Genomic DNA, 26,732 nt, shown 5'->3' with positions numbered 1-26,732 from the left:
GACCTTTGGCCGCGATCAGCGGAACCGGACGGTTTCGATCTTGCCGTCCTTGATCTCGATCTCACGGTAGTTGCCCGCGCTTTCGCCCGGCCCGATGAGTTCGACGGCGGTCGCGCCGACATAATCGATGTCGGTGCCGGCCGCGATCAGCTCCAGCGCCTTGCCGAGTTCGCCCGGCAGGATCGGCTCGCCCGGGGCGTTGGCCAGATCCATCACCTTGGTGGACCATTCCTTGGAGTCGGTCGACCCGGCGGCGGCCATGGCGAGCATGATCAGCGCGGCGGCGTCATAGGATTCCGGTGCGAAGGCCGAGGTGCCGTCGAATCCGGCGGCGGTGGCGAGGCCTTGGAAGAGCTCGGCGCCTTGGCTGTCGGTGCCGGGATACTGACCGAAGGAGCCGGTCAGGCCTTCGCCGATGTCATCGACCAGCTTCTGGCCGACCATGCCGTCGGGCAGAACGAAGGTGTCGAAAGCCCCCGAATCGAGCGAGGCCTGAATGATCGACTTGCCGCCCTTGTCGGTGTAGCCCGCGACCACCAGCACTTCGCCGCCCGCCGAGGCCAGCGAGGCGACTTCTGCCGAATAGTCGGCCTTGTCGTCTTCGTGGGGGGCGTTGATGGTGACGGTGCCGCCGGCCGCGGTGAAGGCTTCGGCGAAGCTGTCGGCCAGACCCTTGCCGTAGTCGTTGTTGGTGTAGGTCAGCGCGACGGTCTTGATGCCCTTGTCCATCAGGATTTCGGTCATCACCACGCCTTGGCGGGCATCCGACGGGGCGGTGCGGAAGAACAGGCCGTCATCTTCGGCGGTCGAGAGCGCGGGCGAGGTCGCCGAAGGCGAGATCATCCCGATCCCGTTGGTGCGGGCCGCGTTTTGCAGGATGGCACCGGTGACGCCCGAGCAATCGGCGCCCATGATGGCCTTGATGCCTTCGGCGGTGATCAGACGGTCGGCCGCAGCGGTTGCGGCGGCAGCGTCGATGCAGGTCGAATCGGCGCGGACCGGCACGACGTTGCCCAAGGTGAACTTGCCCGAGGCGTTCACTTCGCTGATCGCCAGCTCGGCGCCGGTGGCCATATTCGGGGTGATGGATTCCAGCGGGCCGGTGAAGCCGAGGATGATGCCCATCTTGATGTCTTCAGCCGCAGCGGCCCCGGCGAAAAGACCGGTGGCGGCCGTAGCGAGAAGCAGTTTTTTCATTGAATGTCTCCCTTGTCGGATTTTTATCCTGCGCCAGAGGTTAGTGGGCGGTTTGGCAAAAGAAAAGCGCATTGTGGGCGGGATTTTTTCGCGATGACGCATCGTCAAGCGGGGCTTGCCTGCGTCACGCGTGGTCACGCTTGCGCGAGAGGGGTGGAACCGCGCTGCAAAACGCCACGTTGTTAGGGCAGATTTGAAGACCGATCCCAAGACAGGAGAATTCATGACCCGTCCGCGTCCGACCGACCTTCGCCCCCATCCCAAAGCCGCACTCCGCACAACTGCCCTTGACGTGGCACCCGCGGTGGCGCCTGTGGTCCTCCTCGCTTCCGGGTTGGCTTTGATGGCCGGAATGGCCTTTGGCCAGACCACGGTGGAAACCTCGGCAGGCCCCATGCAGATCACGCCGGTGGCGACCGGGTTTGAAGAGCCTTGGGCGATTGGCATCTTGCCCGATGGCGGGGTTCTGGTGACCGAACGCGAAGGGCGGCTGCTGTTGGTGCGCGACGGAGACAGCACGGAAATCACTGGCGTGCCAGAGGTTTACGCGGAAGGCCAAGGCGGGCTTCTGGATGTGATGATCCCGCGCGACTTCGCCCAATCGCGTGAGGTCTGGCTGTCTTATGCCGCAGCGGTGGATGGCGGGGCCGCCACGGCGGTGGGCAAGGGGCGGTTGTCAGAGGATGGCAGCGCGCTGGAAGGCTTTGAGATGCTCTATGTGGGCGACGGATTGCCCGGCGGGCGCCATTTCGGCAGCCGCATCGTTGAAGCGCAAGATGGCAGCGTCTTTGTCACCACAGGAGACCGGGGGACCGGCCCAGAGGGGATGCAGTCGCAAGACCCCATGACGGTGGAAGGCAGCGTGATTCATCTGACGCGGGATGGCGCAACAGCAACCGCGCGCGAAGACTGGCGGCGGGGCGTGTATTCGATTGGCCATCGCAACGCCCAAGGTGCGACTCTTGGTCCCGATGGCAGTCTGTGGTTGGTCGAGCATGGCGCGCAAGGCGGCGATGAGCTGAATTGGGTGCGTGAGGGGGCCAATTACGGCTGGCCGGTGATCAGCTATGGCGTGAACTACAACGGCGACACCATTGGCGAAGGGCAGGCGGCGGAAGGCATGGAGCAGCCGGCGCATTACTGGGACCCGTCCATCGCGCCTTCGGGGTTGATCGTCTATTCGGGAACGCTGGTCCCGGAATGGGCGGGCGACGTGTTCACCGGATCGTTGAACCAAAGCTTCCTGTCGCGTCTGGATATGGATGCGGCGGCCCCGACCGGCTTTGAAGAAGAGCGGATCGAGGCAGAAGAGACGGGGCGGGTGCGCGATGTGCGCGAGGCGCCCGATGGCTCGATCTGGTTCCTGTCGGTGCTGGACGGGGCGATCTATCGGCTGGCCCCGGCGGAGGGTTAAGGTTCAAGGACAGGTCGCAGGCGGCATAGCACAGGCTGTCGCCGCCTGCGGCCCGATCCGCCGGAAAGATCTATTTGCAAGGACATTGAATAAATTGGATGGTTGGTACGCTTGGGACATTGCGCTCTCACCGCGCGAGTTCCCTCAACAAAAGGGCTTTGCTCCCCAGACGCTTCGCTGCCCGGGGAGCAGCCCGATTGCGATCACTACCATATCGCCCTGCGCGCAGACGGCGAGCTTGGGGCAAGCCGCAGAGCGATTTTTTTGTCGGCCTGCTAAACCGCCACAGTCGCCTTGCGACGCCCTGACAGTAAGCCCATAACCCCGAACGCCGTAACGAGTAGTAGCAGGCCGCTGGGCAGCGGCACTGGTGACACAGGGTTTTCTCCGACATACGTGCCGCTAAAGCCGTTATTGGTAACGCCGAGTGCAAACTCGGAACCGTTGATGCCAAGAAAAGAGACCGAGATCAATTCAGGGGTATCAAAAATTGAAGCCGATCCGCTCACTTTCAGAAAATCAAATACCGTCCCGCGCTCGGGCAGGAAGCCGTCAATCAAACTTAAGGTGATTGATAGGCCCTGCATGGCCAAAAGATCGCCAGTCACGAAAAGTTGGTCAAACATTCCGGCCCCCCCGCCACCGACTTCGAAGAACAAAGACCCACCAAAAACTTCTAGATCGCCGTCAATTGTCATACTTCCCGGCGAGGCACCGGGCGAGATCATTCCTCCGTCCAGGATGACATCGCCCACGATTGTGCCACCATTGCCCGACAACACACCGCCATCATTGAGGATCAAGCGGGAGGCCTCGACGCGACCACCCGAGCCGACAGTCAGATAGCCGGTGCCCGGCTCGCCGCTTTTTGACACCACAACATCCTTTGTGGTAGACATCAGACCGCCATTAACAACGGTCGCCTGCGCAGAGGTCGGACCAAAGATCGGTCCGGCATACTCTTCGGGGTTTTCATAGCCGATTAAAGCCTCGCCATATCCAATCTGGATGTTGCGGGTCACCGAAACAGCCGAGCCCGGCCCGTCAACCAACAAAGAGGACTCGCCGACGCCTGATCCAAGGCTAAAGGCTCCAAGGTCGTCTGGATTTATACCAAGAAATGCTGCCACCGCGTCGACGTCGCCAACCTCGTTCTGACGTATTACGCCACCGTCGATGACGAGGATCCTGTTGTTGCCGGAGTTCGTGAAAAAATTCGACGAATACACCAGTTCTGATCCGACACCAGTGATCGTCAGAGTATCAAGCGCCTGACCAGGTGCAAAAGTATCAAACCCACCAAGGGAAACACCGCCGCGCGAAGCCTCTGTCGGATCGAACGATGCATCCACCCGCGCTTCGAAATCATCAGGCTCTTGCACCACCACACGCGCGCCTTCCGAGATGGTCATGTCGTCGCTCAGCGCGTTGCCGAAGCCGAGCTCCAGCCTGCCATTTATCTCTAGATAAGAGTGTTCGCCTGTCACCGTCGTGGTGGTCGTGCCACTTCCAGGAATGAAATCCGCGTAGCTTCCTAATATGACGGCGCCGGTGCGACCGGTTTCAGGTGACGTGTAGATGACCTCCCCTCCGTTCGCGATAAAAAGGGATGTGTCAGCATTTGCTTCTAATCGCAATTGATTGCGCACCTCAACCCGTGCTGATCCGGCAGTGCCATCCCCAATCACGCGCAATGCACCTGCGTTGATTTCAATGTTGCGGACATTAGTCACGTCTGAGACAGCATTTGGCGTCGTCGCGGCGTTGACTTCCAGCGAGCCGGTGATGGACGTGCCCGTGAAGGTTGATCCAATCACAATTCTACCGCCGCCAAGATCGCCGTTGGTCGCGATGCTGACACTGGCTCCGCCCGCCGATCCGACAAATGTGTTGCCTAAGCGCACCGTGGCGGGCAAAGCGACCGAAGTGGATGCCAGCAAGGCGGTAAAAGAAATGACCCCGGTGTACTTCATCGAAATTGCCCCCCTAAAAAACTGTCAACATTGACTGGGAATCAGCCTACGGACGACGCCAAAGTCTGTCAAATGCTGAGGCAGCAAAGACCGAAACTTATCGTTTCCAAGGCTGGAACAATGGTTTTGGTTGGACGTGCAACAATGCTCTTGACAGTCTGCTGCAGAGCAACCTGGCGCGGCTGTTAACCGGACTTTTTGGCGCTGCCCGTCAAATCGACAGGCGGCCCGGTTGGGTTGGGCCTTGCGCGCCGCGTTCGCGGTAAGGCGTGGTGTTGTAATGGCTGCGATAGCATTTGGAAAAATGCGACGGGCTGGCAAAGCCGCAGGCCAAGGCCACGTTGATCACGCTCATATCCGTTTGCATCAGCAAGTTGCGCGCCTTGCCCAGACGCAGTTCCATGTAATAGCGCTTGGGGCTGCGGTTCAGATAGCGGCGGAACAAGCGTTCCAGTTGCCGGGTCGACATGTCGACCTGCTCGGCCAGATCGGCGGGTGAGAGCGGGTCTTCGATATTGCCTTCCATCATCTGGATGACTTGGCTGAGCTTGGGATGGCGCACGCCGATGCGGGTGGGAATGGACAGCCGCTGGGTGTCTTGATCGGTGCGGATGGTGGAATAGATCAAGAGATCGGCCACGGTATTGGCCAGATCCTGACCGTGATCGGCGGCGATGAGCTTGAGCACCAGATCGATCGAGGAAATGCCGCCCGCCGTGGTCAGCCGGTTGCCATCCATCACGAAGACCGATTTCGTCAGCTTCACCTGTTCAAATTCCTCGAGAAACCCATCCTGATTTTCCCAATGGATGGTGGCGCGCTTGCCGTCCAGCAGCCCTGCCTTGGCCAGAGCATAGGCGCCCGTGCACATGCCCCCGATGACATTGCCGCGCCGGGCCTCGCGCCGGAGCCAGTTGAGCACCGGTTTGGTGGTGGCGCGCTGAATGTCGATGCCGCCGCAGACAAGGATGGTGTCTTCGCGGTCGACATCTTCGAGGCCGATGTCGAGCTTGAAGGTGGCGCCGTTGGAGCAGGTGGCCTGTTCGCCGCCTTCGCCCGCGAGAATCCAAGTGTAAAGCGTTTTGCCGGTGACGTAATTGGCCAGACGCAGCGGCTCGATCGCGCCCGAGAACGACATCATGGTGAACCGGTCCAGCAACACAAAGACAAAGCGCCGCGGCGGCGTGGCAACATCGGACTTGGTGGCGCGGGTGAGAGGCGTAGACATCTTGCGACCTGTTCATGTCGGATCTGGCGCTATCAGACAGGAAATCCGGCGCTTCGCAAGGGCTGTATTGCGGCGGCATGCACAGGGTCTGTGGGGCGTTTGGGCCTTTGCAATTGGCGCATCAGACCGTATACAACGCCGCGATACCGCTAACGACCCCGGAGTGGGAAGGAGAAAGCCATGACCAAAGGCTGGCAGAAATCAGACTGGCGCGCGAAACCGCGGGTGCAGATGCCTGATTATACGGATAATGCCGCGCTGCGCGCTGTCGAGGCGCAGTTGGCCAAGTATCCGCCGCTGGTCTTTGCGGGCGAGGCGCGGCGGTTGAAAAAGCAGCTGGCTTTGGCCTCTGAAGGCAAGGCGTTCTTGCTTCAGGGCGGCGATTGCGCCGAGAGCTTTGCCGAATTCAGCGCCGATAACATTCGCGACACTTTCCGCGTGATGTTGCAGATGGCGGTGGTGCTGACCTTTGGCGCGAAAGTGCCGGTGATCAAGGTGGGCCGGATGGCGGGGCAATTCGCCAAGCCGCGGTCGGCGCCGACGGAAGTGATCGGCGGGGTGGAATACCCGAGCTACCGCGGCGACATCATCAACGGCTTTGACGCGACGCCCGAGGCCCGCCAGCCCGACCCGGCCCGCATGTTGCAGGCCTATACGCAGGCGGCGGCCAGCCTCAACCTGTTGCGCGCCTTCTCGACCGGGGGCTTTGCCGACATTCACCGGGTGCACAGCTGGACGCTGGGCTTTGCCGAACATGACAAGGCCGAGCGCTACCGCGAGCTGTCGAACCGGATTTCGGACGCGCTGGATTTCATGAATGCGGCCGGGGTGAATTCCGACACCGCGCATGAGCTGAGCCGGGTGGATTTCTACACCAGCCACGAGGCGCTGCTGCTGGAATATGAAGAGGCGCTGTGCCGGGTGGACAGCATCTCGGGGCAGAATGTCGCCGGGTCGGGCCATATGATCTGGATTGGCGACCGCACGCGTCAGCCCGATGGGGCGCATGTGGAATTCTGCCGGGGCGTGCTGAACCCGATCGGGCTGAAATGCGGACCGACCACGACGGCGGAAGATCTGAAGGTGCTGATGGCGAAGCTGAACCCCGCCAATGAGGCCGGGCGGCTGACGCTGATCGCGCGCTTTGGCGCCGGGAAGGTGGGCGAGCATCTGCCCCGCCTGATCAAGGCGGTGCAGGAAGAGGGCGCCAATGTGGTGTGGTCTTGCGACCCGATGCATGGCAACACGATCAAATCGCCTTCGGGCTACAAGACACGGCCGTTCAATGCGGTGCTGTCCGAGGTGCGTGAGTTCTTTGCGGTGCACAAGGCCGAAGGCACGGTGCCGGGCGGCGTGCATTTCGAGATGACCGGCAAGGACGTGACCGAGTGCACCGGCGGCTTGCGCGCGGTGACGGATGAAGACCTGTCGGACCGCTACCACACGGCTTGCGACCCGCGCCTGAATGCCAGCCAATCGCTGGAACTGGCGTTTCTGGTGGCGGAAGAGCTTTTGGCCGCGCGGCAGGAAGGCCAGCGCGTCGCGCTGTAAGGGGTCGAATTTTCTGCGAAAATTCGGAAAGGGGCGGCACCGGGGGTGCCGCCCCTTTCTGTTGCCGGAAGCGGTGTGCCAGACGCGGCTTAGGCCTTGACCAAGCGCAGATGTGGCACGCCTGCGACAGCGCGCGGCGGGCGTGGCGCGGCGATCGGGGCGGCGTTTGAGGCGGCAGCGGCCCCCAAGGGTGTGAGCCGTGCCTCGGCAATGCCAAAGCGGCAGGGCACGCGGCCAATCTCGCCCAAGGTTTCAATGCAGCCGAGGGCAAGCGTGCAGGCATCGCTGCGGTCGAGCATTGGCAGAATTTGCAGCCGCGCGCGCAAGGGCAGGCGGCCCAGCCGGCGTTCGGCCACGAGCGTGAGCGACAGGGCGGCCGGGGTAGAAAACAGGTGTTCTAGATCGGTTTGCAGGCTGTCCCGCGCCGGGCCAAGAAACAGGCAAGACAGCGGCATCCCGCGAATGTCCATGCCCATCAGATCGTTGTAGAGCAGACCTGCGATGCGGAAGCGGGCGATGCCGGGGGCCACCCGCTCGATGAGAAAGGTGTTTTCCAGCGCGTTCGCGATGCCGCGCGGATCGACCTGCGCCCGGCGCGGCAGGCTGTCGCCGTCGCGCAGCGCCTCCCAATAGGCGCGCACGGCGGCGATCATGCCGCCGGGATAAGGCGGGGGTCCGTCGGAGGGGCTGCCGTTCCATCCAGAAGTCATGGGTGCTGTCCTTATCGTCAAAGCCCGGGCGGTGGCGGCGGCGGGCGGGGATTGGTTGATCCGGCGCTTCGGGCCGTGGTATGTCAGCCGTGCTGGCCGCCGCCGGGAACGGAAGCCGCGCCGACTCGATATCCTTACTGGGATGTTAAGATACACCAGCGCGCGCGCCTTTTCGCCGCGTTTCTAAACAAATGGTAAACACTGCCGGGATGCGGCGAGGAGAAAGCCGATGACCGTTTCGATGACCGGATTTGCTGCCCGCAAAGGGCAGGCTTTGGGCTTTGTCTGGGCATGGGACATCCGGTCGGTCAATGGCAAGGGGCTGGACCTGCGGCTGCGCCTGCCGGACTGGATCGACGGGCTGGAGCCTGCGCTGCGCGCCGAGCTGCAAAAGGCGCTGTCGCGGGGCAATGTCAGCCTGTCGTTGAAGGTGGCGCGCGAGGCGGCCGGTGCTGAATCTGGGGTGCAGGTCAAGCCGCACGCGCTGGCGGCGGTGCTGGCGGCCTTGCAAGAGGTGGAGGCGGCGGCCTTGCAGGCGGGGGTAACGCTGGCGCAGGCGACCGCGGCCGATGTGCTGGCGGTGCGCGGCGTGCTGGACGCTGCGGCTGTGGAAGAGGAAAGCGCACCGCTGCGGGCGGCGCTGCTGGCGGATCTGCCGGCACTTCTGGCGGCCTTTGCCGAGATGCGGGCTGCGGAAGGATTGGCGCTGCAAGGGGTGATCGCCGGGCAGCTTGACCAGATCGCGGCGCTGACGCGCAGCGCCAAGGCCGAGGCCGAGGCCCGGCGCGACACCGCCGCCGCCACCTTGCGCGCGGCGCTGGCGCGGGTGCTGGACCATGCCGAAGGCGTGGATGCGGGCCGCGTGGCGCAAGAGCTTGCCATGATTGCGGTGAAGCAGGATGTGACCGAGGAACTGGACCGGCTGGAGGCACATGTGGCGGCAGCCCGCGCGCTTTTGGCCGAGACCGGGCCGGTGGGGCGCAAATTCGATTTCCTGATGCAGGAATTCATGCGTGAGGCCAATACCTTGTGTTCCAAGGCGCAGGCCTTGGCGCTCACCCGGATCGGGCTTGACCTGAAAACGGTGATCGATCAGATGCGCGAACAGGTTCAGAACGTGGAGTGACGATGCAGCGGCGTGGTCTTTTGCTTATCTTGTCTTCGCCTTCGGGGGCGGGCAAATCGACGCTGGCCAAGCGGTTGATGGGCTGGGACCCCACGATCCGCTTTTCGGTTTCCGCCACCACGCGGGCGCCGCGCCCGGGCGAGGAAGAGGGGCGAGAGTATTATTTCCGCAGCCGTTCGGCCTTTGAAGCGATGATCGCGGATCAGCAGATGCTGGAACATGCCGAGGTTTTCGGCAACCTCTACGGCAGTCCGCGCGGCCCGGTGGAGGCTGCGATGGCCGAAGGGCGCGACACGCTGTTCGACATCGATTGGCAAGGCGGCCAGCAGATCCGCAACTCGGCCTTGGGGCGCGATGTGGTTTCGGTGTTTGTGTTGCCGCCGTCGATCGCCGAGCTGGACCGCCGGTTGCGGGGGCGCGCACAGGATTCGGAGGCGGTGATCGCGGGCCGGATGGCGAAGAGCCGCGATGAGATCAGCCATTGGGCGGAATATGACTATGTGCTGGTGAATGACGATATTGATCAGTCTTTCAAGCAGTTGCAGACCATTCTTGAAGCAGAGCGCATGCGGCGTGACCGTCAGCCTGCGCTGTCGGAGTTTGTGCGCGGGTTGAACCGGGAGTTTGAGCAGCGATGATCTATGCGCTTGAGGATATTGCCCCCGAGATTGATCCCGGCGCGTGGGTGGCACCGGGCGCCACGCTGATCGGGCGGATCGTGCTGGAGGCCGAAGCCTCGGTCTGGTTCGGGGCCATCTTGCGCGGAGACAATGAAGAGATCCGCGTCGGGAGCGGCAGCAATGTGCAGGAGTCCTGCGTGTTGCACACCGATATGGGCTTTCCCTTGACGATCGGTGCCGATTGCACCATCGGGCACAAGGCCATGCTGCATGGGTGCAGCATCGGGGCGGGCAGTCTGATCGGGATGGGGGCCACGGTGCTAAATGGGGCAAGGATCGGGCGGGGCTGTCTGATCGGGGCGGGCGCGCTGATCACCGAAGGCAAGGAGATTCCCGATTTCAGTCTGGTGATGGGCAGTCCCGGCCGGGTGGTGCGGGAGCTGGACGGGGCGGCGCAAGCGCGGCTGATGCGCTCGGCCGAGGGCTACCGCGCCAATGCGCAGCGCTTTCGCCAAGGGTTGCGCCAGATCGGCTGAGGCGCCTTAGCGGAGGATGAGCTTGATCGACATGCGTTTGGCGGCGCGCTTGAGTTCACGCTCTACCATGCGGGGGTTCGGCATCGCGGGCGCGACCACCCAGACCGCGCCGTGATAAGAGGCGGCGGCCAAAGCCTCGATCACATCCAGCGCGTCGACGGTGGTGCCCAGAAGCGGGCAGGCCACTACCACATCGGTCATCCGTGACAGGGTGACCGCGGTCAGATCTTCCGGCACCATGAGCGAGATGCGGCGTGTGCCCGCCAATTCCAAGGCTGTGCTGGCCGAAAGCGCAATGGCGATGAAATCGCCCGGGGTCGAAACGGAGGTATGATCCGGGCCATGGGAGCCATTGGTGGTTCGCGGACGAGTGGTCACGCCGACACTCCTGCATCGGGGGGAGAAAGGGGTACGGGACAAGATGACGCTACGGAAACCAGTGCCCAGAGGTTTAACGAGGAATTGTCACAGTTCAAGTGCATGTCGCTTCACTGTCGCATATTCAGGCTAGCGAAAGGTCGGTCACAAGGATGTGGAACGGGACGATGATCGAAGCGGCTTTGCTGACCGGGGTGCCCTTGCCTGCGCTGATCGTGGATGCGGATGAGCGCATCCGGGTGATGAATCCGGCGGCGGTCGCGCTTTTGGGCGAGGCCATGCTGGGACGGCACCATGCGATTGCGCTGCGCCATCCGGAGGTACAGGCCGCCTTGGGCCGGGCCTTGCGCGAGGGCGTGGGCGGCGTGGCGCGACAGGTGGTGCCGGGGCCGTCGCAGGATGCGGTGCACCGGGTGACGGTGACGCCGCTGCCGCAAGGCGCGGGCGTGCTCTGTGTGCTGGAAGACCTGTCCGAGGCGGAGCAGATGGGGTTGATGCGGCGGGAATTCGTGGCGAATGTCAGCCACGAGCTGCGCTCGCCCCTCACGGCGCTGAGCGGGTTCATCGAGACGCTGAAAGGCGCCGCCAAGGATGACCCGGTGGCGCGGGAGCGGTTTTTGAACATCATGGAGCGTGAAGCGGGGCGGATGAACCGGCTGATCCGCGATCTGCTGCATCTGAGCAAGGTGGAGGCGGAAGAGCGCGTGCGCCCTACCGCTTGGGTGGATCTGGTGGAGATCTTGCGGGCGACGAAGGCGACGTTGCGGCCTTTGTCGGATGCGGCGGGGGTGGCGGTGCGGCTGGAACTGGCCGAGGGGCTTGCGACCAAGGTGCCCGGGGATGCCGATCAGCTGGTGCAGGTGTTCCAGAACCTGATGGAAAACGCGGTGAAATACGGGGGCGCTGGCGGTGATGTGGTGGTGCGGCTGACGGCGGACAGCCTGCCAAAATCACCTGCGCTGCGGGTGGAGGTGATCGATCAGGGCGAGGGCATCGAGGCGCAGCATCTGCCGCGCCTGACCGAGCGATTCTACCGGGTGGATGGCCACCGCTCACGCGAGAAGGGCGGCACCGGGCTGGGGCTGGCGATCGTGAAGCACATCGTGCAGCGCCATCGCGGGCGGCTGAAGATTGACAGCGTCAAGGGTGCGGGCAGCACCTTTGCCGTGATCCTGCCCTTGGAGTGATCAGAGCCGCCCGATCCGTTCGGTCAGCAGGGCGAAGAAGCCCTCTGCATCCAGCGCGCCGATGAACAGCGCATTGGCGGGCCGCTTGGTGACGCCCCACCAATCGGCAACCGTCATGCCCATGGTCAGTTCTGACTGGGTTTCGATCTCGACATTGATGTGACGCCCGCTGAACAGCGCGGGCCGCAGCAGATAGGCGATCACGCACGGATCATGCAAAGGCGCGCCGGAGCTGCCGTATTTCTGCTTGTCGAAGCGTTCGAAAAAATCGGTCCATTCTGCGACCATGCGCCCCGGTTCGGTGCCAAGGGCGCGGAAGGCTTCGATGCGCGGGGCCGTCGCCAGCGCCTTATGGGTGACATCCAGCGGCATCACCACAATAGGAATGCCGGATTTGAAAACCATATCAGCGGCTTGTGGGTCGACGTAAATGTTGAACTCTGCCGCTGGGGTGATGTTGCCCACCTCGAAATAGGCGCCGCCCATCAAGACGATTTCCTGCACGCGCGCGATGATATCGGGCGCGCGCTGGAACGCGGTGGCAATGTTCGTGAGCGGCCCGAGCGGGCAAAGCGTGACCGATTTCGCCGGCTCGCGGCGCAGCGTCTCGATCAGGAAATCGACCGCGTGCTGATCTTGCAGTGGCATCGTCGGATCGGACATCTGCGGCCCGTCCAGCCCGGTCTTGCCATGCACATGCTCGGCCGTGACCAAAGGGCGCTGCAGGGGCCGGTCACAGCCTGCAAACACCGGAATGTCGCGGCGGTTGGCCAGTTCGCAGATGATGCGCGCGTTGCGCTGGGTGAGCGCCAGCGGCACGTTGCCCGCCACGGCGGTGATTCCGAGCACCTCGATTTCATCGGGGCTGCCCAAGGCCAGCAGAATGGCGACGGCATCATCCTGCCCTGGATCGGTGTCGATGATAATCTTGCGCGGCAGATTCATGAAAGCTCTCCTGTTCGGACGCAGTGAATCGACAGGCGCCGTGGATTGTCCAGATCAGAAAGACATGACACATCGGGTTGAGGGATGGTAGTGTCGGGCGTGGCGCAGACGCGGCGGAGACGCGGGATGGCACAAGCACGTTTGACATCAGATCTGCTCGTGGGCACCAGCAAGGGCCTGTTCATTCTGCGCGCGGGCGACGCGCGGCGCGTGGAAGGGCCGCTGTGCGATGGGATGGGGATCAATCATGCCATTGGCCACGGGAACCAGATCTGGGCGGCGGGAGGCGGGGGCTGGCACAAGCCGGGCGTCTGGCGGTGCCGCAGCGGGCAATGGGCGCTGTCACAGGCTGGCTTTGCGCCAGAGGTGCAATCGGTCTGGTCATTGGCGCGGGATGGCGGGCGCCTGCTTGCGGGGACCAAACCGGCGGCCTTGTATGAATCGCGCGACGCGGGCGAAACCTGGGCCAAGTTGCCCGCGCTGAACGCCTTGCCCGGTGCCGATGCATGGTCGCCCGGGGCGGCGGGGCTCACGCTGCACAGCATTTTGACGGATGGCACAGGCGGCATCTGGGTGGGCATCTCGGCGGCGGGTGTGTTTCATTCTCCCGATGGCGGTCAGTCGTGGGAGGTGCGCAACCGCCGCAGCAACCGGCCCGGGCCCGCGGGGGATCTTCCCCGGCATTGGGAGGGCGCGGAGCACCGGCGCGAGGATGAGATCTTCCATTGCGTGCACAACATGGCTTGGGGCGAGGCGCCGGGGCTGATTTACATGCAGAACCATCAGGGTGTGTATCGCAGCCGCGACGGGGCGCTGACGTGGGAAGAGGTGACGCAAGGTTTGCCGTCTACCTTTGGCTTTCCGGTGGCCGCGCATCCGCATGAGGCCGGAACCTTGTGGACCTTTCCCTTGAACGGAGACAGCGCGGGCCGCTTTCCGCCAGACGGACGGGCGGCGGTTTGGAGATCGCGCGATGGCGGCGAAAGCTGGCAGGGTTTGGGTGAAGGTCTGCCCGCAAAAGACTGTTTCTTCACTGTTTTGCGGCAGGCCATGGCCGTGGATGCCCAAAGTGCGGCCGTGTATTTCGGCACCAATTCCGGTTCGGTGTTTGGCAGCACCGATGAGGGCGACAGCTGGCACGAATTCGCGCGCCATCTGCCCACCGTGTTGAGCGTTGAGGTGCTGGCGCCATAGAAAAGGCCCCGGAAACACTGGGGCCTTTTCTTGTTCTCTTTCCGTATATTAGCCGTCGAAATTGACTTCTTCGATCAACTTCAGCGCTGCCGGACGCAGCTTTGCCACCTCGGTCAGCGGTTTGGTGTCGGGGGTGACGTCGCCCCAGCTTGCCACCAGTTCCGAACGGGCCACGCCTGCCTTGACCGGGTATTCGTAGTTGGTTTCGGCATAGATCTGCTGGGCGGTGTCGCTCGTCAGCCATTCCATGAACTGGATCGCGTTTTCCTTGTTCGGTGCGGCCTTGGTCAGCGCCACGCCCGAGACGTTCACATGGGTGCCGCCATCGGTGAAGGTCGGGAAGACGATGTTGACAGCCTCGGCAGCGGGGGCCTGCTCGGGGTCGGCCAGCATTTGACCGATGTAATAGGTGTTGCCGATGGCGATGTCACATTCGCCTGCCGCAATCGCCTTGACCTGATCGCGGTCCCCGCCATCGGGTTTGCGCGCGAGGTTGGCTTTCACGCCTTCCAGCCAGGTTTTTGCGGCCTCTTCGCCATGGTGGGCGATGACAGCAGCGGCCAAGGCGACGTTGTAATCATTGGTGCCCGAGCGCACGCAGATGCGGCCTTTCCATTTCGGATCGGCCAGATCTTCATAGGTGGTGACTTCGCCCGGGGCCACGCGGTCTTTGGAGGCATAGACGATGCGGGCGCGGGTGGTGACGCCGAACCACTGGTTGGCTTCGTCGCGCAGTTCGGCCGGGATATTGGCGGTCAGAACCTCTGACTCGACGGGTTGGATCACACCGGCATCCACCACTTGTGTCAGGCGGGCGATGTCGACCGTCAGCACCAGATCGGCCGGCGAGCGGTCGCCTTCGGCGGTCAGACGCTCGGCCATGCCCTTGTCGACAAAGGCGATGTTCACCTTGATCCCGGTTTCGGCGGTGAAGGCGTCAATGATCGGCTGGATCAGTTCCGGCTGACGGTGGGAGTAGATGTTGATCTCTTGCGCCATGGCGGGCAGAGCCACCGAGGTGAGGGCAAGGGCGGCAAGGGACAGGCGAAGGGTCATGGTTGAGTCCTTTGGTCGGAAATTATGCCGCCCTTAAACCTGACTATTTTACTTCGGTCAATAGTTGAGTGATTTGCTAGGTCAGCTTTTTCGCGGCCTTTTCTTCGGCCTTGGCGCGGTTCCACAGCGCGTCCATTTCGGCCAGATCGGACTGAGCGGGGGTGCGACCAGAGAGTTCAAGAAGATCTTCTATGCGGTTGAAACGCCGTGTAAATTTGGCATTGGCTGCACGCAGGGCCGCTTCGGGATCTACATCAAGATGCCGCGCCAAGTTGGCCATGACAAAAAGCAAATCACCAAACTCTTCGTCCACCTCCGCCTTAGTCAAAGTGTCGCGGGCCTCAATCAGTTCGGCCGCCTCTTCGGTGATCTTGGCCAGCACCTCTTCGGTAGAGGGCCAGTCAAAGCCGACGCGGGCGGCGCGCTTTTGCAGCTTGACCGCGCGCATCAGCGCCGGAAGGCCAAGTGCCACCCCGTCGAGCACCCGGGCGGGCCCGCGTTCGCGCGCCTTGATCGCCTCCCAATCGGCGGTTTGCTGGGCGGCGGATTTGTCACGCGGGTCCGGCCCGAAGACATGCGGATGGCGGGTGATCATCTTGTCACAGATCGCGCGGATCACATCGTCCAGATCGAAATGGCCGGCCTCCTCGGCCATTTGCGCGTGAAACACCGATTGGAAGAGCAGATCTCCCAACTCGCCCCGCAGATCGTCCCAGGCCTTGCGCTCGATGGCGTCGGCGACCTCATAGGCCTCTTCGATGGTGTAGGGCGCGATGCTGGCGAAGTCTTGCTCCAGATCCCAAGGGCAGCCCAAGGCCGGGTCGCGCAGGCGGGCCATGATGGCACGCAAGCGGGGCAGGCCGCCCTGCGGATCGTGAAGGAGCGGGAGATCATCCGGCATGGGGGGCATTGCAGGCACCTTGGTTTTCAGATTTGATCAAAGGCAGTTGTCCAAAGGAGAAGACCCATGCCCGTCCTGAACCGTATCGCGGCTTTTGCCGAAGAAATGAAGGGCTGGCGTCGGCACCTGCATGCAAATCCCGAGCTTGAGTTCGAATGCCACGAGACGGCGGCGTTTATCGTGGCGCGGCTGCGCGAGATGGGGGTGGATGAGATTCACGAAGGCATCGCCAAGACCGGGGTGGTGGCGATCATCAACGGGCAGGCACCGGGGCCGACGATCGGCTTGCGCGCCGATATGGATGCGCTGCCCATCGCGGAGATGACGGGGGTGGCCCATGCCTCGACCGTGCCGGGGCGGATGCATGCTTGCGGCCATGACGGGCATGTGACGATGGCGTTGGGGGCGGCGAAATATCTGGCCGAGACGCGCAATTTTGCGGGGCGGGTGGCGATCTTGTTCCAGCCGGCCGAGGAAGAGGGCGGCGGCGGTGGCGTGATGGTGCAGGAAGGGGTGATGGACCGCTTCAACATCGCCCGCGTCTTCGGGATTCACAACGCGCCCAATGTGCCGCTTGGGCATTTCCAGACCACGCCGGGGGCGTTGATGGCTTCGGTGGACACGGCTTGGGTGACGGTGACGGGGAAAGGCGGGCATGGGGCGACGCCGCATGAATGCATCGATCCGGTGGTCGCGGTGGTGGCGATGGTGCAGGCGGTGCAGACCATCATCCCGCGCAACGTCTATGCGATGGATGAGGCGGTGATCTCGGTCACCCAGATTCATGCGGGGACGGCGTCGAACATCATCCCCGAGGTGGCGACCTTTTGCGCGACGATCCGGGCGTTCCGGCCTGAGGTGCGGGACTTGTTGAAGCGGCGGGTGCTGGAGATTGTGGCGGGGCATGCGCAGGCCTTCAACGTGACGGCGGAGGTCGACTATGACTGGGGGTATCCGGCCACGGTCAACCACCCCGAGGAGGCGGATTTCGCGGCGGCGGTCGCGGCAGAAATCTCGGGGGAGGCGGCGGTGAATGCGCGGGCCAACCGGGAGATGGGGTCCGAGGATTTCAGCTATATGCTGGAGGCGCGGCCGGGGGCCTATCTGTTCATGGGGATCGGGCCGGGGGCAGGGCTGCACCATGCGGGCTATGATTTCAACGATGAGGCGGCCCCGGTGGGGGCGAGCTTCTTTGCCCGGCTGGTGGAACGGGCGCAGCCTTTGGCCTGAGGAGGCGCGCAGAGCCCTCTCCCTGTGTTACACGAAATGAAGCCCTTTGAGATCAAGGGCTTGACCTGCGGGCGTTAAGGAATTTTCAACCTTTGCGCCCGCCGCCCTGTGCCGCAAACGGCAAGGCTGGGGATGAGATCGGGGGCGGGGTTGACAGGCGCGCGCGGCTTGGGTCATGTCAGCCCAACCGGATCTGGCGCGTCTCCGAGGGACAGAACGACGACCCTATTGGCCAAGGGGAGACGAACATGGCTTTGGAAGATGCAAAAAAGCAAGTGGACACCGCCTTTACCCGCAAGGGATTGACGGGGCTGGCGTTTGAGAACGCCTTTGCCGGGGCCACCAGCTTTTTGCGCCGGACCTATAGCAAGGATCTGACGGGGGTGGATCTGGCGATCACCGGGGTGCCGTTCGACCAAGCGGTGACGCATCGCAGCGGGGCGCGCTTTGGCCCGCGCGCGATCCGGGAGGCGAGCGCCCTGCAACCCTTTGATCCGCCCTATGGCTGGCCCACCAACCCGCTGGAAGAGATGGCCATCGTGGATTACGGCGATCTGGCCTTTGATTATGCCCATACGCCGAGCTTTCCCGGCCTGCTCAAGGCGCATATCGGCGGCATTCTGGCGGCAGGTGCGGGCACGGTGACGCTAGGGGGCGATCACTTCATCACCCTGCCGATCCTGCGCGCCTATGCCGAAAAATACGGGCCGATGGCGGTGATCCATTTCGACGCGCATTCCGATCTTTGGGCCGATGACGACATGGAGCGGATCGATCACGGCACCTTTTTCTACAAAGGCGTGAAATCTGGGGTGATCGATCCTGCCGCCTCGGTCCAGATTGGCATTCGCACCCATTGCGAGGATTATCTGGGGGTGGAGTATATCGATGCCCGCACGGTGCATGAGCGGGGCGTGGCCCATGCGGTGGCGCGGGCCAAGGCCATTGTGGGGGATCGCCCTGTCTATGTGACCTTTGACATCGATTGCCTTGATCCTTCGGTTGCGCCCGGCACCGGCACGCCGGTCTGGGGCGGATTGCACAGTTGGCAGGCGGCGGCAGCCTTGCGTGACTTGGCCGGGATCAACATGGTGGGGGGCGATGTGGTTGAGGTGTCGCCCGCCTATGACACCAGCGGAGCCACCGCGATTGCCGGGGCGCATGTGGCGCATGAGCTGATCTGCCTGTATCATTGGGCGAAGGTTCACAGGTGAAACGGGGCAGGCGCAAAATGGAATGGGTGATCGGCGGCGTTGTCGTTGTGGTGCTGGGGCTGATGACGGCCATTCGGCTGGCCCCGCTGGAGCGGGAGACGTGGCATGTGTCGCCGCAGGCCACATGGGGGGCGTGGAATGAGGTGGTGCCGATGACAGGCGGGGCCAGCTTGCGCCTGTCGCCCGAGAAGGGGCGCCCGCAAGAATTGCTGGTGCGGTTGGACAAGGCCGCCATGGCGACGCCGCGCACGATGCGGCTGGCCGGATCCGAAGAGGAAGGCCGGGTGACATGGGTCACACGCTCGGCCTTTTGGGGGTTTCCCGATGTCACCACCGCCGAAGTGCGCGAGGACGGGCTGTATGTGCTGGCCCGCCTGCGCTTTGGCCGCGAGGATATGGGCGTGAACGCCAAGCGGCTGCGGCGCTGGCTGGCGGCGCTGTAGCGCACGCCCGCCCGGCGGCACCGTCCGGCTAGATATTGCCAGACCGCGCGGCGGGGGCGGGTTCATCCTCGGCCAGCGGGACCGGGTCATCTCCGGCAAGGAAGTTGCCCAGCTTTTCCAGCCCCGGCACGTGATCGCAGATCACCGAGATCACCACCAGCAGCGGCACGGCGATGATCATGCCGATGACGGACCAGAGCCATGCCCAAAGAGCGACGGTGAGAAAGACGACCACGGCGTTCATTTGCAGGCGGCGGGCCACGAAATAGGGGGTGATGAGCTGGCCTTCGAGCGTGGTGAGGGTGAGATAGGTGAGCGCCACCATGATGGGCCAGAAGATATCGGAAAAGCTGACCAGTGCCACCAAGAGCGCGATGCCGACCCCGGTGATGGCGCCCAGATAGGGAATGAAGTTCAGCGAGAAGGCCAAAAGACCAAAGAGCAGCGGCGAGGGCATGCCAAGCGCCCACATGGCCAGACCGATGGCAAGGCCAAGGCAGGCATTGATGAGGGTGATGGCGCCAAGATAGCTGCCCAGAGAGTCTTCGATTTCGCGCAAAGCCGAATAGGCGAGGCGCTTTTCGTGCAAGGTGTCAAAGCTTTGCACGATCTTGAGATAGATCATGTCGCCCGAGGCGATGAGGAAGAACAGCAAGAACAGCGTGAGCGCGATTTGCCCGATGATGCCGGGCGTGGTGTAAAGCCCGTTCAGAATGGCCGAGGCCACATCGAAGCCCGGGGAGACCGCGCCTTCTTCCACCGGGGTGGCGGGGTCGGTTTCGGTTTCCATCTGGGCCATGGCGGTGTCGATGGTTTCAAAGGTGCCGCGCAGGCGTTGCAGTTTTTCCGTCAGCGCGGACTGGATTTCGGGCATGTCGGCGATGAGCTGGCCGGCGGGGCCGGAGATGAACCAGACCAGCGCGATGATCGCGAAGAACAGGCCGAAGACGATGAGCGTTGCGGTGATGGCAGGCGCCACCCCCAGCCGCGACAGGCGGCGGCGGACCGGGACGAAGACGAAGAACAGCAGCATGGCAAAGGTGATGGGCATCAGGAAATCGCGCGCCAAGGCGATGGCGGCGATCACGGCAATGATGAACAGGCCGATCACCGGCCATGAATTGGGGCGTCGGGGGCTGGGACGGTCACGCTCGCGTGGGAATTTGTGGACGGCTTGGTAATTGACAGGCGCCATGATTGGTGATTCCCCCCGGACCCCGCTGCGGCGCGCGGGGTGACTGAAGCAGGAACGCAAGGCCGCGCAGGGCGGTTCCGGTGGGGCGCAAAGATTTCCGCCGGGGGATCGCCGGGCGCCGCCGGGCCTTGACCAAAGGGCGCAATCGCGCGACACCGCGCGCATGGTTCCGTTTGACAGACTTGCCCAGATCACCCAGCGGTTCGAGTTTCTCGAGGCGCAGCTGAATGCCGGGGCCTCTCCGGCGCAGATCGCGGCCTTGAGCCGTGAATATTCCGCGCTGAAGCCGGTGGTGGACCAGATTGCCGCCTATCGGCGCGCGCTGGACGATATGCGCGATGCCGAAGGCTGGCTGTCGGACCCGGAGATGAAGGCGCTGGCCGAGGAAGAGCTGCCCCGGCTGCGGGCGCGGATTCCCGAGATCGAGCAAGAGTTGCGGCTGGCGCTGTTGCCCAAGGATGCGGCCGATGCGCGGCCCGCGATTCTGGAGATTCGGCCCGGGACCGGGGGCGATGAGGCGGCGCTGTTCGCGGGGGATCTGCTGCGCATGTATCAGCGCTATGCCGAAACCAAGGGCTGGCGCTTCGAGGTGCTGGAGCAGCAGATCTCGGATCTGGGCGGGATCAAATCAGTGACGGCGCATGTGCAGGGCGAAGGTGTCTTTGCCCGGCTGAAATATGAGGCCGGGACGCACCGCGTGCAGCGCGTGCCCGAAACCGAGGCGCAAGGGCGCATCCACACGAGTGCGGCCACGGTGGCGGTGCTGCCAGAGGCGGAAGAGGTGGATCTGGAGATCCCGGCGAGCGACATCCGGATCGATACGATGCGCGCTTCGGGCGCGGGCGGGCAGCATGTGAACACCACGGATTCGGCGGTGCGCATCACCCACCTGCCCACGGGCATGATCGTGACGAGTTCTGAAAAGTCGCAGCACCGCAACCGCGAGATCGCGATGCAGGTGCTGCGCGCGCGGCTGTTCGAGCTGGAGCGCGAGCGGATCGACGCCGCACGCTCGGCCGATCGCAAGGCGCAGGTGGGTTCGGGCGACCGCAGCGAGCGCATCCGCACCTATAACTTCCCGCAAGGCCGGATGACGGATCACCGCATCAACCTGACGCTTTACGCGCTGGCGCAGGTGATGGCGGGGGATCTGGACGCGATCATCGACGCCTTGCAGGCCGAGGATCAGGCGCAAAAGCTGGCCGAGGCGGGGCTGTGACCACGCTGGGCGCGGCCTTGGTGCAGGCGGTGCGCGCGCTGCGCGCGGCCGAAGTGCCCGATGCCGCCGGGGATGCGCGGCGCCTTTTGGCCCATGCCGCGGGGATCGCGCCAGACCGCCTGACGCTGCACCTGCCCGAACCGGCGCAGGCCCCCGTGCTCGCGCGCTTTGAGGCGCTGGTCCAGCGGCGCGCCGCGCGCGAGCCGGTGTCGCATCTTGTGGGCGGGCGGCTGTTCTGGGGCCGCTGGTTCACGGTGACACCGGCCGTGCTGGACCCGCGCCCCGAGACCGAGGTGCTGGTGGCCGAGGCCTTGCGCGCGCCCTTTGCCCGCGTGCTGGATCTGGGCACCGGATCGGGGGCGATCGTGCTGTCGCTCTTGGCCGAGCGGCCCGAGGCCGAGGGCGTCGCCGTCGACCTCTCCGCCGCCGCGCTGGAGGTGGCGCGCGCCAATGCCCAAGCGCAGGATCTGAGCGCGCGCTGCGCCTTCCACCTTGGAAGCTGGTTTGCCCCCGTGCAGGGCCGCTTTGATCTGATCGTCTCGAACCCGCCCTATATCGCCGCCGAGGAGATGGCCGCACTTTCCCCCGAAGTCCGCCTGCACGAGCCGCACATGGCGCTGACCCCGGGGGGCGACGGACTGGACGCCTATCGCGCCATCGCGGCCGGGGTGGGCGCGCATCTGGCGCCGGGAGGGCGGCTCTTGCTGGAAATCGGCCCCAGCCAAGGGGCGGCGGTGCTGCGCCTGATGCAGGCGGCGGGCCTGCGCGCCCGGCTGATCCCGGATTTCGACGGGCGCGACCGGGTGGTGGCCGCCACCGCCGCCTGATCGCTGACCCGCCTCCGCGCGAAAAACATCACAGAACCGCCGATCCTTGCAATATGACACAGAATCGACTTGTCAGGACCGGTGGGGCGTGATTATTCGACAAAAGGCGCTGTCACAGCGCGGCAGGCCCGGTGGCCTCCGTTCAGACCGTGCTCAAACCCGACCTTGCCTCTGAACCCCTTCGCAGGGCCTGCACCACCCGGGTGCGTCAGAGCGGGGCAAGTCGGACATTCGGATCAAAGGACAAGATGCGCTCTTCCAAGTCCCGTTCGCGTTCCAAGCAGAACCGCCCGCGCACGCTCGGCAATATCATCAACCGTGTCTTCGAAAGCTCTGGGCCCGAAGGCAAGGTGCGCGGCACGCCGCAGCAGATCATCGAGAAATATCAGCTGCTCGCACGGGATGCCCAGCTCTCGAATGACCGGGTGGCTGCCGAGAATTTTCTTCAGCACGCCGAGCATTACACCCGCATGCTGAGCGAGGCGCAGCGCGAGATGGCGGCCGAGCAAGAGGCGCGCCAGCAGCAGTTCGGCCAGAACGGGGGGCAGAACCCGGGCCAGAATGGCGGGCATGGGCAGAACGGCGGGCGCGACACCCGCGACACCCGCCCATGGCGTGATGAGCGCAGCGGGGCCGAGCACGGCTATGCCGAAGCGTCCGAGCCTGTGGCCACAGATGATCCGCGCGGCGAAGACAGCCAGCTGGTCGAAACGCCCGAAGCGCGCCCGGCCGGAGAGCCGCGCCGTGAAGAGCGTCCGCGCCGCAACGACCGCCCCGAAGGTGAGCGCAACCGCAGCCGCGAGGACAACCGCAACCGCGATGAAAACCGCAACAGTCGCGGCCCGCGCCCGCCGCGCCCCGAGCGGGGCCAAGAGCGTGTGAGCGAAGAGCGCGCTGCCCCCGCCGAGGCCGGACAGGCGGACGCGCCGCGTGGTGAAAGCGAAAAGCGCGCCGCGGACGCGACGCGGGGCGAAGGCGAAAAGCGCGCCTTTGACAAGCCGCGGAACGAACGGGTCCGGGCCGATAAGGCGACGGGCGATATGTTCGAACGTGCCAAGGCCCCGGCAAGCGGCGGCACCGAAGCGCCGGTGGCCGCAGCGGCGGGTGCCGACAGCGCCCCCACCGCCGAGGCCGCAAAGCCCGAAGGTGAGGCCAAGGTGCGCCGCCCCCGCGCGCCGCGCAAGCCCAAGGGCAGCGCCGAGGGCGCCGAGACGGGCGCCGACAAAGGGAGCGAAGGCGGCCCGCGCGAGGCTGCCGAATAAGCGCCGCCGACTAAGCCCAAGGGTGGCCCAGTCGCGGCACCTGTGGCACCCCGCATCCCCGACATGCCAAACGCCGCCCGATCGGGGCGGCGTTTTGCGTCTGACAGGGGGAAACCGAAGGCTGGCGAAACGGAAGGCTGGGAAACCAAAGGCCGGGTTGGCCGCGCCTCAGCGCGCGGCCACCGCCCGGGCCAAGGCGCAAAACGCCTCCAGCCCGATCTCTTCGGCGCGCTGGGTGGGGGTGATGCCCACGCTTTCCAGCAGCGCCTCGACATCGCCGCCCAAAGCTTTGAGGCTGGAGCGCAGCATCTTGCGGCGCTGGTTGAAGGCCATCGCGGTCACCCGGCTGAGCACCGCCGCATCGGCGGGAAAACGCGGCGCGTCCAGCCGGGTCAGATGCACCACCGCCGAATGCACCTTGGGCGCGGGCGTAAAGGCCTCGGGCGGCAGATGCATCACGATCTTCGCCTCGGCGCGCCACTGCGCCAAAAGGGCGAGCCGCCCGTAATGATCGGTGCGCGGCTTGGCCACGATGCGCTCGGCCACTTCTTTTTGGAACATCAGCGTGAGCGAGGTCCAGAACGGCGGCCAGACGGGCGGCGACAGCCAGCGGATCAGCAGTTCCGTCCCCACATTATAGGGCAGGTTCGACACCACCCGGATCGGGCCTTGCAGGCGCGTGGCCACATCCAGTTCCAGCGCGTCGCCTTGCACGATCTCCAGCCGTCCGGGATAGGTGGCGGCAATCTCTTCAAGCGCGGGAATGCAGCGCGGGTCTTTCTCCACCACCAGCACCCGGCGCGCGCCTTCGGCGAGCAACCCGCGCGTGAGCCCCCCGGGCCCGGGGCCCACCTCCAGCACATCCGATCCCGCCAGATCGCCCGCCATCCGCGCGATCTTGGCGGTCAGGTTCAGATCCAGCAGGAAATTCTGCCCCAGCTGCTTTTTCGCCACCAGATCATGCGCCCGGATCACCTCACGCAAGGGCGGCAAGCCATCAATCGTCGCCATGGCCTTGCTTCCTCATCATCTGTTTCCAAATATCCCGGGGTCTGGGGCAGAGCCCCAGTCGACGCCTACACCACGCGCTGCCGCGCCAAAGCCATCTCCCACGCCATCCGCGCCGCCGCAACCAGAGAGTCGGGCAGCGCCAAGCCTTTGCCCGCGATGTCAAAGGCGGTGCCATGGTCGGGCGAGGTGCGGATGAAGGGCAGGCCCAGCGTCACATTCACGCCGCCGTCGAAATCCAGCGTCTTGATCGGGATCAGCGCCTGATCGTGATAGGCGCAGACCGCAGCCTCATAGCCCGCGCGGGCGCGGCTGTGAAACAGCGTGTCGGCGGGCCAAGGGCCGGTGACGGCAAGGCCTTCGGCGGCCAGACGCGCCACCACCGGGGCGATCACGGCGCCATCTTCATGTCCCATGGCGCCGCCTTCGCCCGCATGGGGGTTCAGCCCGGCCACGGCGATGCGCGGGGCCGCAAAGCCGAAATCGCGGATCAGCCCGGCATGGGTCAGGCGGATCACCTGTTCCAGATGCGCTTGCGTCAGGGCGGCGGGCACCGCCGCAAGGGGGATGTGGATGGTGGCGGGCACCACGCGCAGCAAGGGCGAGGCCAGCATCATCACCACCGGCACATCACCGGCCAGATGGGCAAGATATTCGGTGTGGCCGGGGAAGGCAAAACCTGCGCCGTCTTTCAGCACCTTCTTATTCAAGGGCGCGGTGACGATGCCGCCCGCCGCGCCTTCCTGCACCAGCGCCACCGCGCGGGCAATCACCTCCACCACGCCGATGGCATTGGCGGGGTCGGCGGTGCCGGGGGTGGCGGGGGCGGCAAAGCGGTGCGGCAAGACCGGCAGGTGGCTGGCGGGCACATCGCGCGCCGCCGCCGGATGCGCGACTTCGGCCCAAGGCGTGCCGGGGGGCAGGTGGCGCGGGTCGCCCAGCCAGACAAAGGGCACCGCGCTGCCCAGGATCGCGCGGGCGCGGGGGGCAAGCTCGGGGCCGATGCCCGCGGGCTCGCCACAGGTCATGACCAGCGGTTGCGGGGTCATGGGGTTTTGATGATGGCTTCCGAGCGCAGCTCTTCCATCAGGGCCTCGGCCTGAAGGGCAAGGCGGCGCGAGGTCAGCTGTTCGCGGATGGCCTCGCGGTTGATCGGGCCTTCGGCGATGACGGGGGCGCGGCTGCACAGCATCAGGAAGACGCGGGCGCCGCCCCGCGTGAGCGCGGTGGAATACTCCCCCGGATCCAGCTGCGCCAGTTGCAGCGCCACATCGGCCGGGATCTCGGAGACCGGGCGGGTCTCGACGCGCAAACGGTCGGCAGGCAGGTCGCGCGCTTCGGCGTAAAGGTCGCTGCAGCTGTCGATCCGGCCATGCAGCGCGGCGGCCTCGGCCTGCACGGTGGCTGTGTTGGGCAGCAGGAATTCGGCATAGCTGAGCTCGACCGGGGTGGCCGGGGCGGTGGTGTCTTCGGCGACGTCCCGCAGCTGGAACACCGCCACCGCATTGGGCAGGGTGATCGGCTGCGACACCTGACCGGGGCCGAGCGCCAGCACGAGTTCCACGATCTGCGGCGGCAGTTCCGAGGTGAGCGTCCAGTCCAGACGGCCCCCGCGCCCGGCAGAGGGCGAGGCGGAATAGCGGCGGGCGGCGGCGGCGAAGGCTTCTTCGCTGCGGATCTCGGCGCGGAGCTGGCGGGCCAGTTCCTGCTGGGCTTCGGGGTCGCCTTCCACCGGGAGGATGATTTCAGACAACAAAAGCCGCATCGCGGTGTTCACGGTGCCGCTGGCGATGGCGCGGTCAATCTCGGCTTCGGAGACGGTGAAGGTGCCCGCATAGCGCGCGCGCACCAATTCTCGCCAGAGCAGCCCGTTGCCGACGAAATCGCGGAAGGTTTCGGTGGCGACGCCCGCCTGTGCGAGGGCTTGAATGAACTCCTCGGCGCTGAGTTGGGCGCGGCCTGCGAATTCTTCCATCCCGGCGTTCAACTGGGCCGGGGTGAGCCGGATGCCGAAGCGCTTGGCCTGATCGATGGCGAGGCGGTCCTGCGTGAGGCCTTCGAGCGCCTCTTTCTCGGGGTCGCCGGGGACACGCAGGAGCTTGAGGAACAGCTTGCGCTGATCCAGTTCATAGCGGGTGATGACCTGATCATTGATTTGCAGCACCGGCGCGAAGGGCGAGGCCCCTTGCGCCATGGCAAGGCCCGGCGCAAAAGCCACCGGGGCTGCGAGCGTTGCAATCAGGGCGGTGGCCCCGAGAAATCTGGACAAAGCTTTCGTCATGCGTTCTGCCGTCACTGGTCTTGCGCCTTTCCCGTCT

At 64.7% G+C, this 26,732-nt stretch carries 25 protein-coding genes; 13 read left to right on the top strand and 12 right to left on the bottom strand.

The window, feature by feature from the left end:
* Nucleotides 1–15: 15 nt before the first annotated feature.
* Complete coding sequence (locus CUR21_RS03375) at nt 16–1,197, bottom strand: ABC transporter substrate-binding protein (RefSeq protein ID WP_100195590.1); 1,182 nt, start codon at nt 1,195–1,197, stop codon at nt 16–18.
* Between the two features lie 223 nt (nt 1,198–1,420).
* On the opposite strand from CUR21_RS03375, the gene CUR21_RS03370 reads away from it, so the two are divergent.
* Nucleotides 1,421–2,611 carry a PQQ-dependent sugar dehydrogenase gene (locus CUR21_RS03370; protein WP_232622667.1) on the top strand — a complete coding sequence of 397 codons (1,191 nt, stop codon included), beginning with the start codon at nt 1,421–1,423 and terminating at the stop codon, nt 2,609–2,611.
* Between the two features lie 275 nt (nt 2,612–2,886).
* Here the strand turns inward: CUR21_RS03370 and CUR21_RS03365 are convergent, their stop codons facing one another.
* Both CUR21_RS03365 and CUR21_RS03360 read right to left on the bottom strand, forming a co-directional pair.
* The gene (locus tag CUR21_RS03365) at nt 2,887–4,584 is read right to left on the bottom strand and encodes a hypothetical protein (RefSeq protein ID WP_157791927.1); all 1,698 of its coding nucleotides are present in this window, start codon (nt 4,582–4,584) and stop codon (nt 2,887–2,889) included.
* Between the two features lie 211 nt (nt 4,585–4,795).
* Complete coding sequence (locus CUR21_RS03360; RefSeq protein ID WP_100195588.1) at nt 4,796–5,812, bottom strand: GlxA family transcriptional regulator; 1,017 nt, start codon at nt 5,810–5,812, stop codon at nt 4,796–4,798.
* A gap of 180 nt (nt 5,813–5,992) precedes the next feature.
* Here CUR21_RS03360 and CUR21_RS03355 point away from each other — a divergent pair, with 180 nt between their 5' ends.
* Nucleotides 5,993–7,363, top strand: a complete 1,371-nt coding sequence (locus tag CUR21_RS03355) for a class II 3-deoxy-7-phosphoheptulonate synthase (protein ID WP_100195587.1) — start codon at nt 5,993–5,995, stop codon at nt 7,361–7,363.
* 89 nt (nt 7,364–7,452) lie between these two features.
* Here the strand turns inward: CUR21_RS03355 and CUR21_RS03350 are convergent, their stop codons facing one another.
* Complete coding sequence (locus tag CUR21_RS03350; RefSeq protein ID WP_100195586.1) at nt 7,453–8,073, bottom strand: PAS domain-containing protein; 621 nt, start codon at nt 8,071–8,073, stop codon at nt 7,453–7,455.
* A gap of 229 nt (nt 8,074–8,302) precedes the next feature.
* On the opposite strand from CUR21_RS03350, the gene CUR21_RS03345 reads away from it, so the two are divergent.
* From CUR21_RS03345 to CUR21_RS03335, 3 genes are read left to right on the top strand one after another with little or no spacing between them, the layout of a single operon-like run.
* The gene (locus CUR21_RS03345; RefSeq protein ID WP_100195585.1) at nt 8,303–9,199 is read left to right on the top strand and encodes a YicC/YloC family endoribonuclease; all 897 of its coding nucleotides are present in this window, start codon (nt 8,303–8,305) and stop codon (nt 9,197–9,199) included.
* Between the two features lie 2 nt (nt 9,200–9,201).
* A complete protein-coding gene (gmk, locus tag CUR21_RS03340; protein ID WP_100195584.1) occupies nt 9,202–9,837 on the top strand; it encodes a guanylate kinase in 636 nt (211 codons plus the stop codon).
* Nucleotides 9,834–10,355, top strand: coding sequence for a gamma carbonic anhydrase family protein (locus CUR21_RS03335; protein ID WP_100195583.1), 522 nt, complete (start codon nt 9,834–9,836; stop codon nt 10,353–10,355). The genes gmk and CUR21_RS03335 overlap by 4 nt, the downstream gene beginning before the upstream one ends.
* Before the next feature lie 6 nt (nt 10,356–10,361).
* Here the strand turns inward: CUR21_RS03335 and CUR21_RS03330 are convergent, their stop codons facing one another.
* Complete coding sequence (locus CUR21_RS03330; protein WP_100195582.1) at nt 10,362–10,733, bottom strand: hypothetical protein; 372 nt, start codon at nt 10,731–10,733, stop codon at nt 10,362–10,364.
* 152 nt (nt 10,734–10,885) lie between these two features.
* Between CUR21_RS03330 and CUR21_RS03325 the strand changes: the two genes are divergently transcribed.
* Entirely contained in the window at nt 10,886–11,920 is a 1,035-nt protein-coding gene (locus CUR21_RS03325; RefSeq protein WP_232622666.1) for an ATP-binding protein, read from the top strand.
* On the opposite strand, the gene CUR21_RS03320 is transcribed toward CUR21_RS03325, so the two are convergent.
* A complete protein-coding gene (locus tag CUR21_RS03320) occupies nt 11,921–12,865 on the bottom strand; it encodes a nucleoside hydrolase (protein ID WP_100195581.1) in 945 nt (314 codons plus the stop codon).
* A gap of 126 nt (nt 12,866–12,991) precedes the next feature.
* Between CUR21_RS03320 and CUR21_RS03315 the strand changes: the two genes are divergently transcribed.
* Nucleotides 12,992–14,059: a sialidase family protein gene (locus CUR21_RS03315; protein WP_100195628.1), complete on the top strand. Its 1,068-nt coding sequence runs from the start codon at nt 12,992–12,994 to the stop codon at nt 14,057–14,059.
* 48 nt (nt 14,060–14,107) lie between these two features.
* Here CUR21_RS03315 and CUR21_RS03310 read toward each other — a convergent pair whose 3' ends face one another.
* Both CUR21_RS03310 and mazG read right to left on the bottom strand, forming a co-directional pair.
* On the bottom strand, nt 14,108–15,115 hold the full coding sequence (locus tag CUR21_RS03310) for a Fe(3+) ABC transporter substrate-binding protein (protein WP_100195580.1): 1,008 nt from the start codon (nt 15,113–15,115) through the stop codon (nt 14,108–14,110).
* A 76-nt stretch (nt 15,116–15,191) separates the two neighbouring features.
* On the bottom strand, nt 15,192–16,016 hold the full coding sequence (gene mazG / locus CUR21_RS03305) for a nucleoside triphosphate pyrophosphohydrolase (RefSeq protein ID WP_100195627.1): 825 nt from the start codon (nt 16,014–16,016) through the stop codon (nt 15,192–15,194).
* Nucleotides 16,017–16,082: 66 nt separating this feature from the next.
* Here mazG and CUR21_RS03300 point away from each other — a divergent pair, with 66 nt between their 5' ends.
* From CUR21_RS03300 to CUR21_RS03290, 3 genes are all read left to right on the top strand, one after another.
* On the top strand, nt 16,083–17,246 hold the full coding sequence (locus tag CUR21_RS03300) for an amidohydrolase (RefSeq protein WP_100195579.1): 1,164 nt from the start codon (nt 16,083–16,085) through the stop codon (nt 17,244–17,246).
* A 248-nt stretch (nt 17,247–17,494) separates the two neighbouring features.
* On the top strand, nt 17,495–18,460 hold the full coding sequence (gene speB / locus CUR21_RS03295) for an agmatinase (RefSeq protein WP_100195578.1): 966 nt from the start codon (nt 17,495–17,497) through the stop codon (nt 18,458–18,460).
* 17 nt (nt 18,461–18,477) lie between these two features.
* The gene (locus CUR21_RS03290) at nt 18,478–18,903 is read left to right on the top strand and encodes a DUF1499 domain-containing protein (RefSeq protein ID WP_100195577.1); all 426 of its coding nucleotides are present in this window, start codon (nt 18,478–18,480) and stop codon (nt 18,901–18,903) included.
* Nucleotides 18,904–18,931: 28 nt separating this feature from the next.
* Here the strand turns inward: CUR21_RS03290 and CUR21_RS03285 are convergent, their stop codons facing one another.
* Nucleotides 18,932–20,098: an AI-2E family transporter gene (locus CUR21_RS03285; protein ID WP_100195576.1), complete on the bottom strand. Its 1,167-nt coding sequence runs from the start codon at nt 20,096–20,098 to the stop codon at nt 18,932–18,934.
* 163 nt (nt 20,099–20,261) lie between these two features.
* On the opposite strand from CUR21_RS03285, the gene prfA reads away from it, so the two are divergent.
* The 3 genes from prfA (at nt 20,262) to CUR21_RS03270 (ending at nt 23,406) form a co-directional block, all read left to right on the top strand.
* Nucleotides 20,262–21,317 (top strand): peptide chain release factor 1, encoded by a 1,056-nt coding sequence (prfA, locus tag CUR21_RS03280; protein ID WP_100195575.1) that lies wholly within the window; start codon nt 20,262–20,264, stop codon nt 21,315–21,317.
* On the top strand, nt 21,314–22,144 hold the full coding sequence (prmC, locus tag CUR21_RS03275) for a peptide chain release factor N(5)-glutamine methyltransferase (protein WP_232622665.1): 831 nt from the start codon (nt 21,314–21,316) through the stop codon (nt 22,142–22,144). The genes prfA and prmC overlap by 4 nt, the downstream gene beginning before the upstream one ends.
* 248 nt (nt 22,145–22,392) lie before the next feature.
* Nucleotides 22,393–23,406 carry a DUF4167 domain-containing protein gene (locus CUR21_RS03270; RefSeq protein WP_100195574.1) on the top strand — a complete coding sequence of 338 codons (1,014 nt, stop codon included), beginning with the start codon at nt 22,393–22,395 and terminating at the stop codon, nt 23,404–23,406.
* Between the two features lie 168 nt (nt 23,407–23,574).
* On the opposite strand, the gene rsmA is transcribed toward CUR21_RS03270, so the two are convergent.
* The 3 genes from rsmA to CUR21_RS03255 form a co-directional block, all read right to left on the bottom strand.
* Complete coding sequence (gene rsmA / locus CUR21_RS03265) at nt 23,575–24,417, bottom strand: 16S rRNA (adenine(1518)-N(6)/adenine(1519)-N(6))-dimethyltransferase RsmA (RefSeq protein ID WP_100195573.1); 843 nt, start codon at nt 24,415–24,417, stop codon at nt 23,575–23,577.
* Nucleotides 24,418–24,482: 65 nt separating this feature from the next.
* Nucleotides 24,483–25,463: a 4-hydroxythreonine-4-phosphate dehydrogenase PdxA gene (gene pdxA / locus CUR21_RS03260; RefSeq protein ID WP_100195572.1), complete on the bottom strand. Its 981-nt coding sequence runs from the start codon at nt 25,461–25,463 to the stop codon at nt 24,483–24,485.
* Nucleotides 25,460–26,695 (bottom strand): peptidylprolyl isomerase, encoded by a 1,236-nt coding sequence (locus CUR21_RS03255; protein ID WP_198431603.1) that lies wholly within the window; start codon nt 26,693–26,695, stop codon nt 25,460–25,462. Before CUR21_RS03255 ends, pdxA begins: the two co-directional genes overlap by 4 nt.
* Nucleotides 26,696–26,732: the final 37 nt, after the last annotated feature.

Source organism: Pseudorhodobacter sp. MZDSW-24AT, from assembly GCF_002794355.1.
Taxonomy (GTDB): domain Bacteria; phylum Pseudomonadota; class Alphaproteobacteria; order Rhodobacterales; family Rhodobacteraceae; genus Pseudotabrizicola.
The sequence above is the reverse complement of the archived record's forward strand: the minus strand, read 5'-3'. Positions and strand labels throughout refer to the sequence as shown.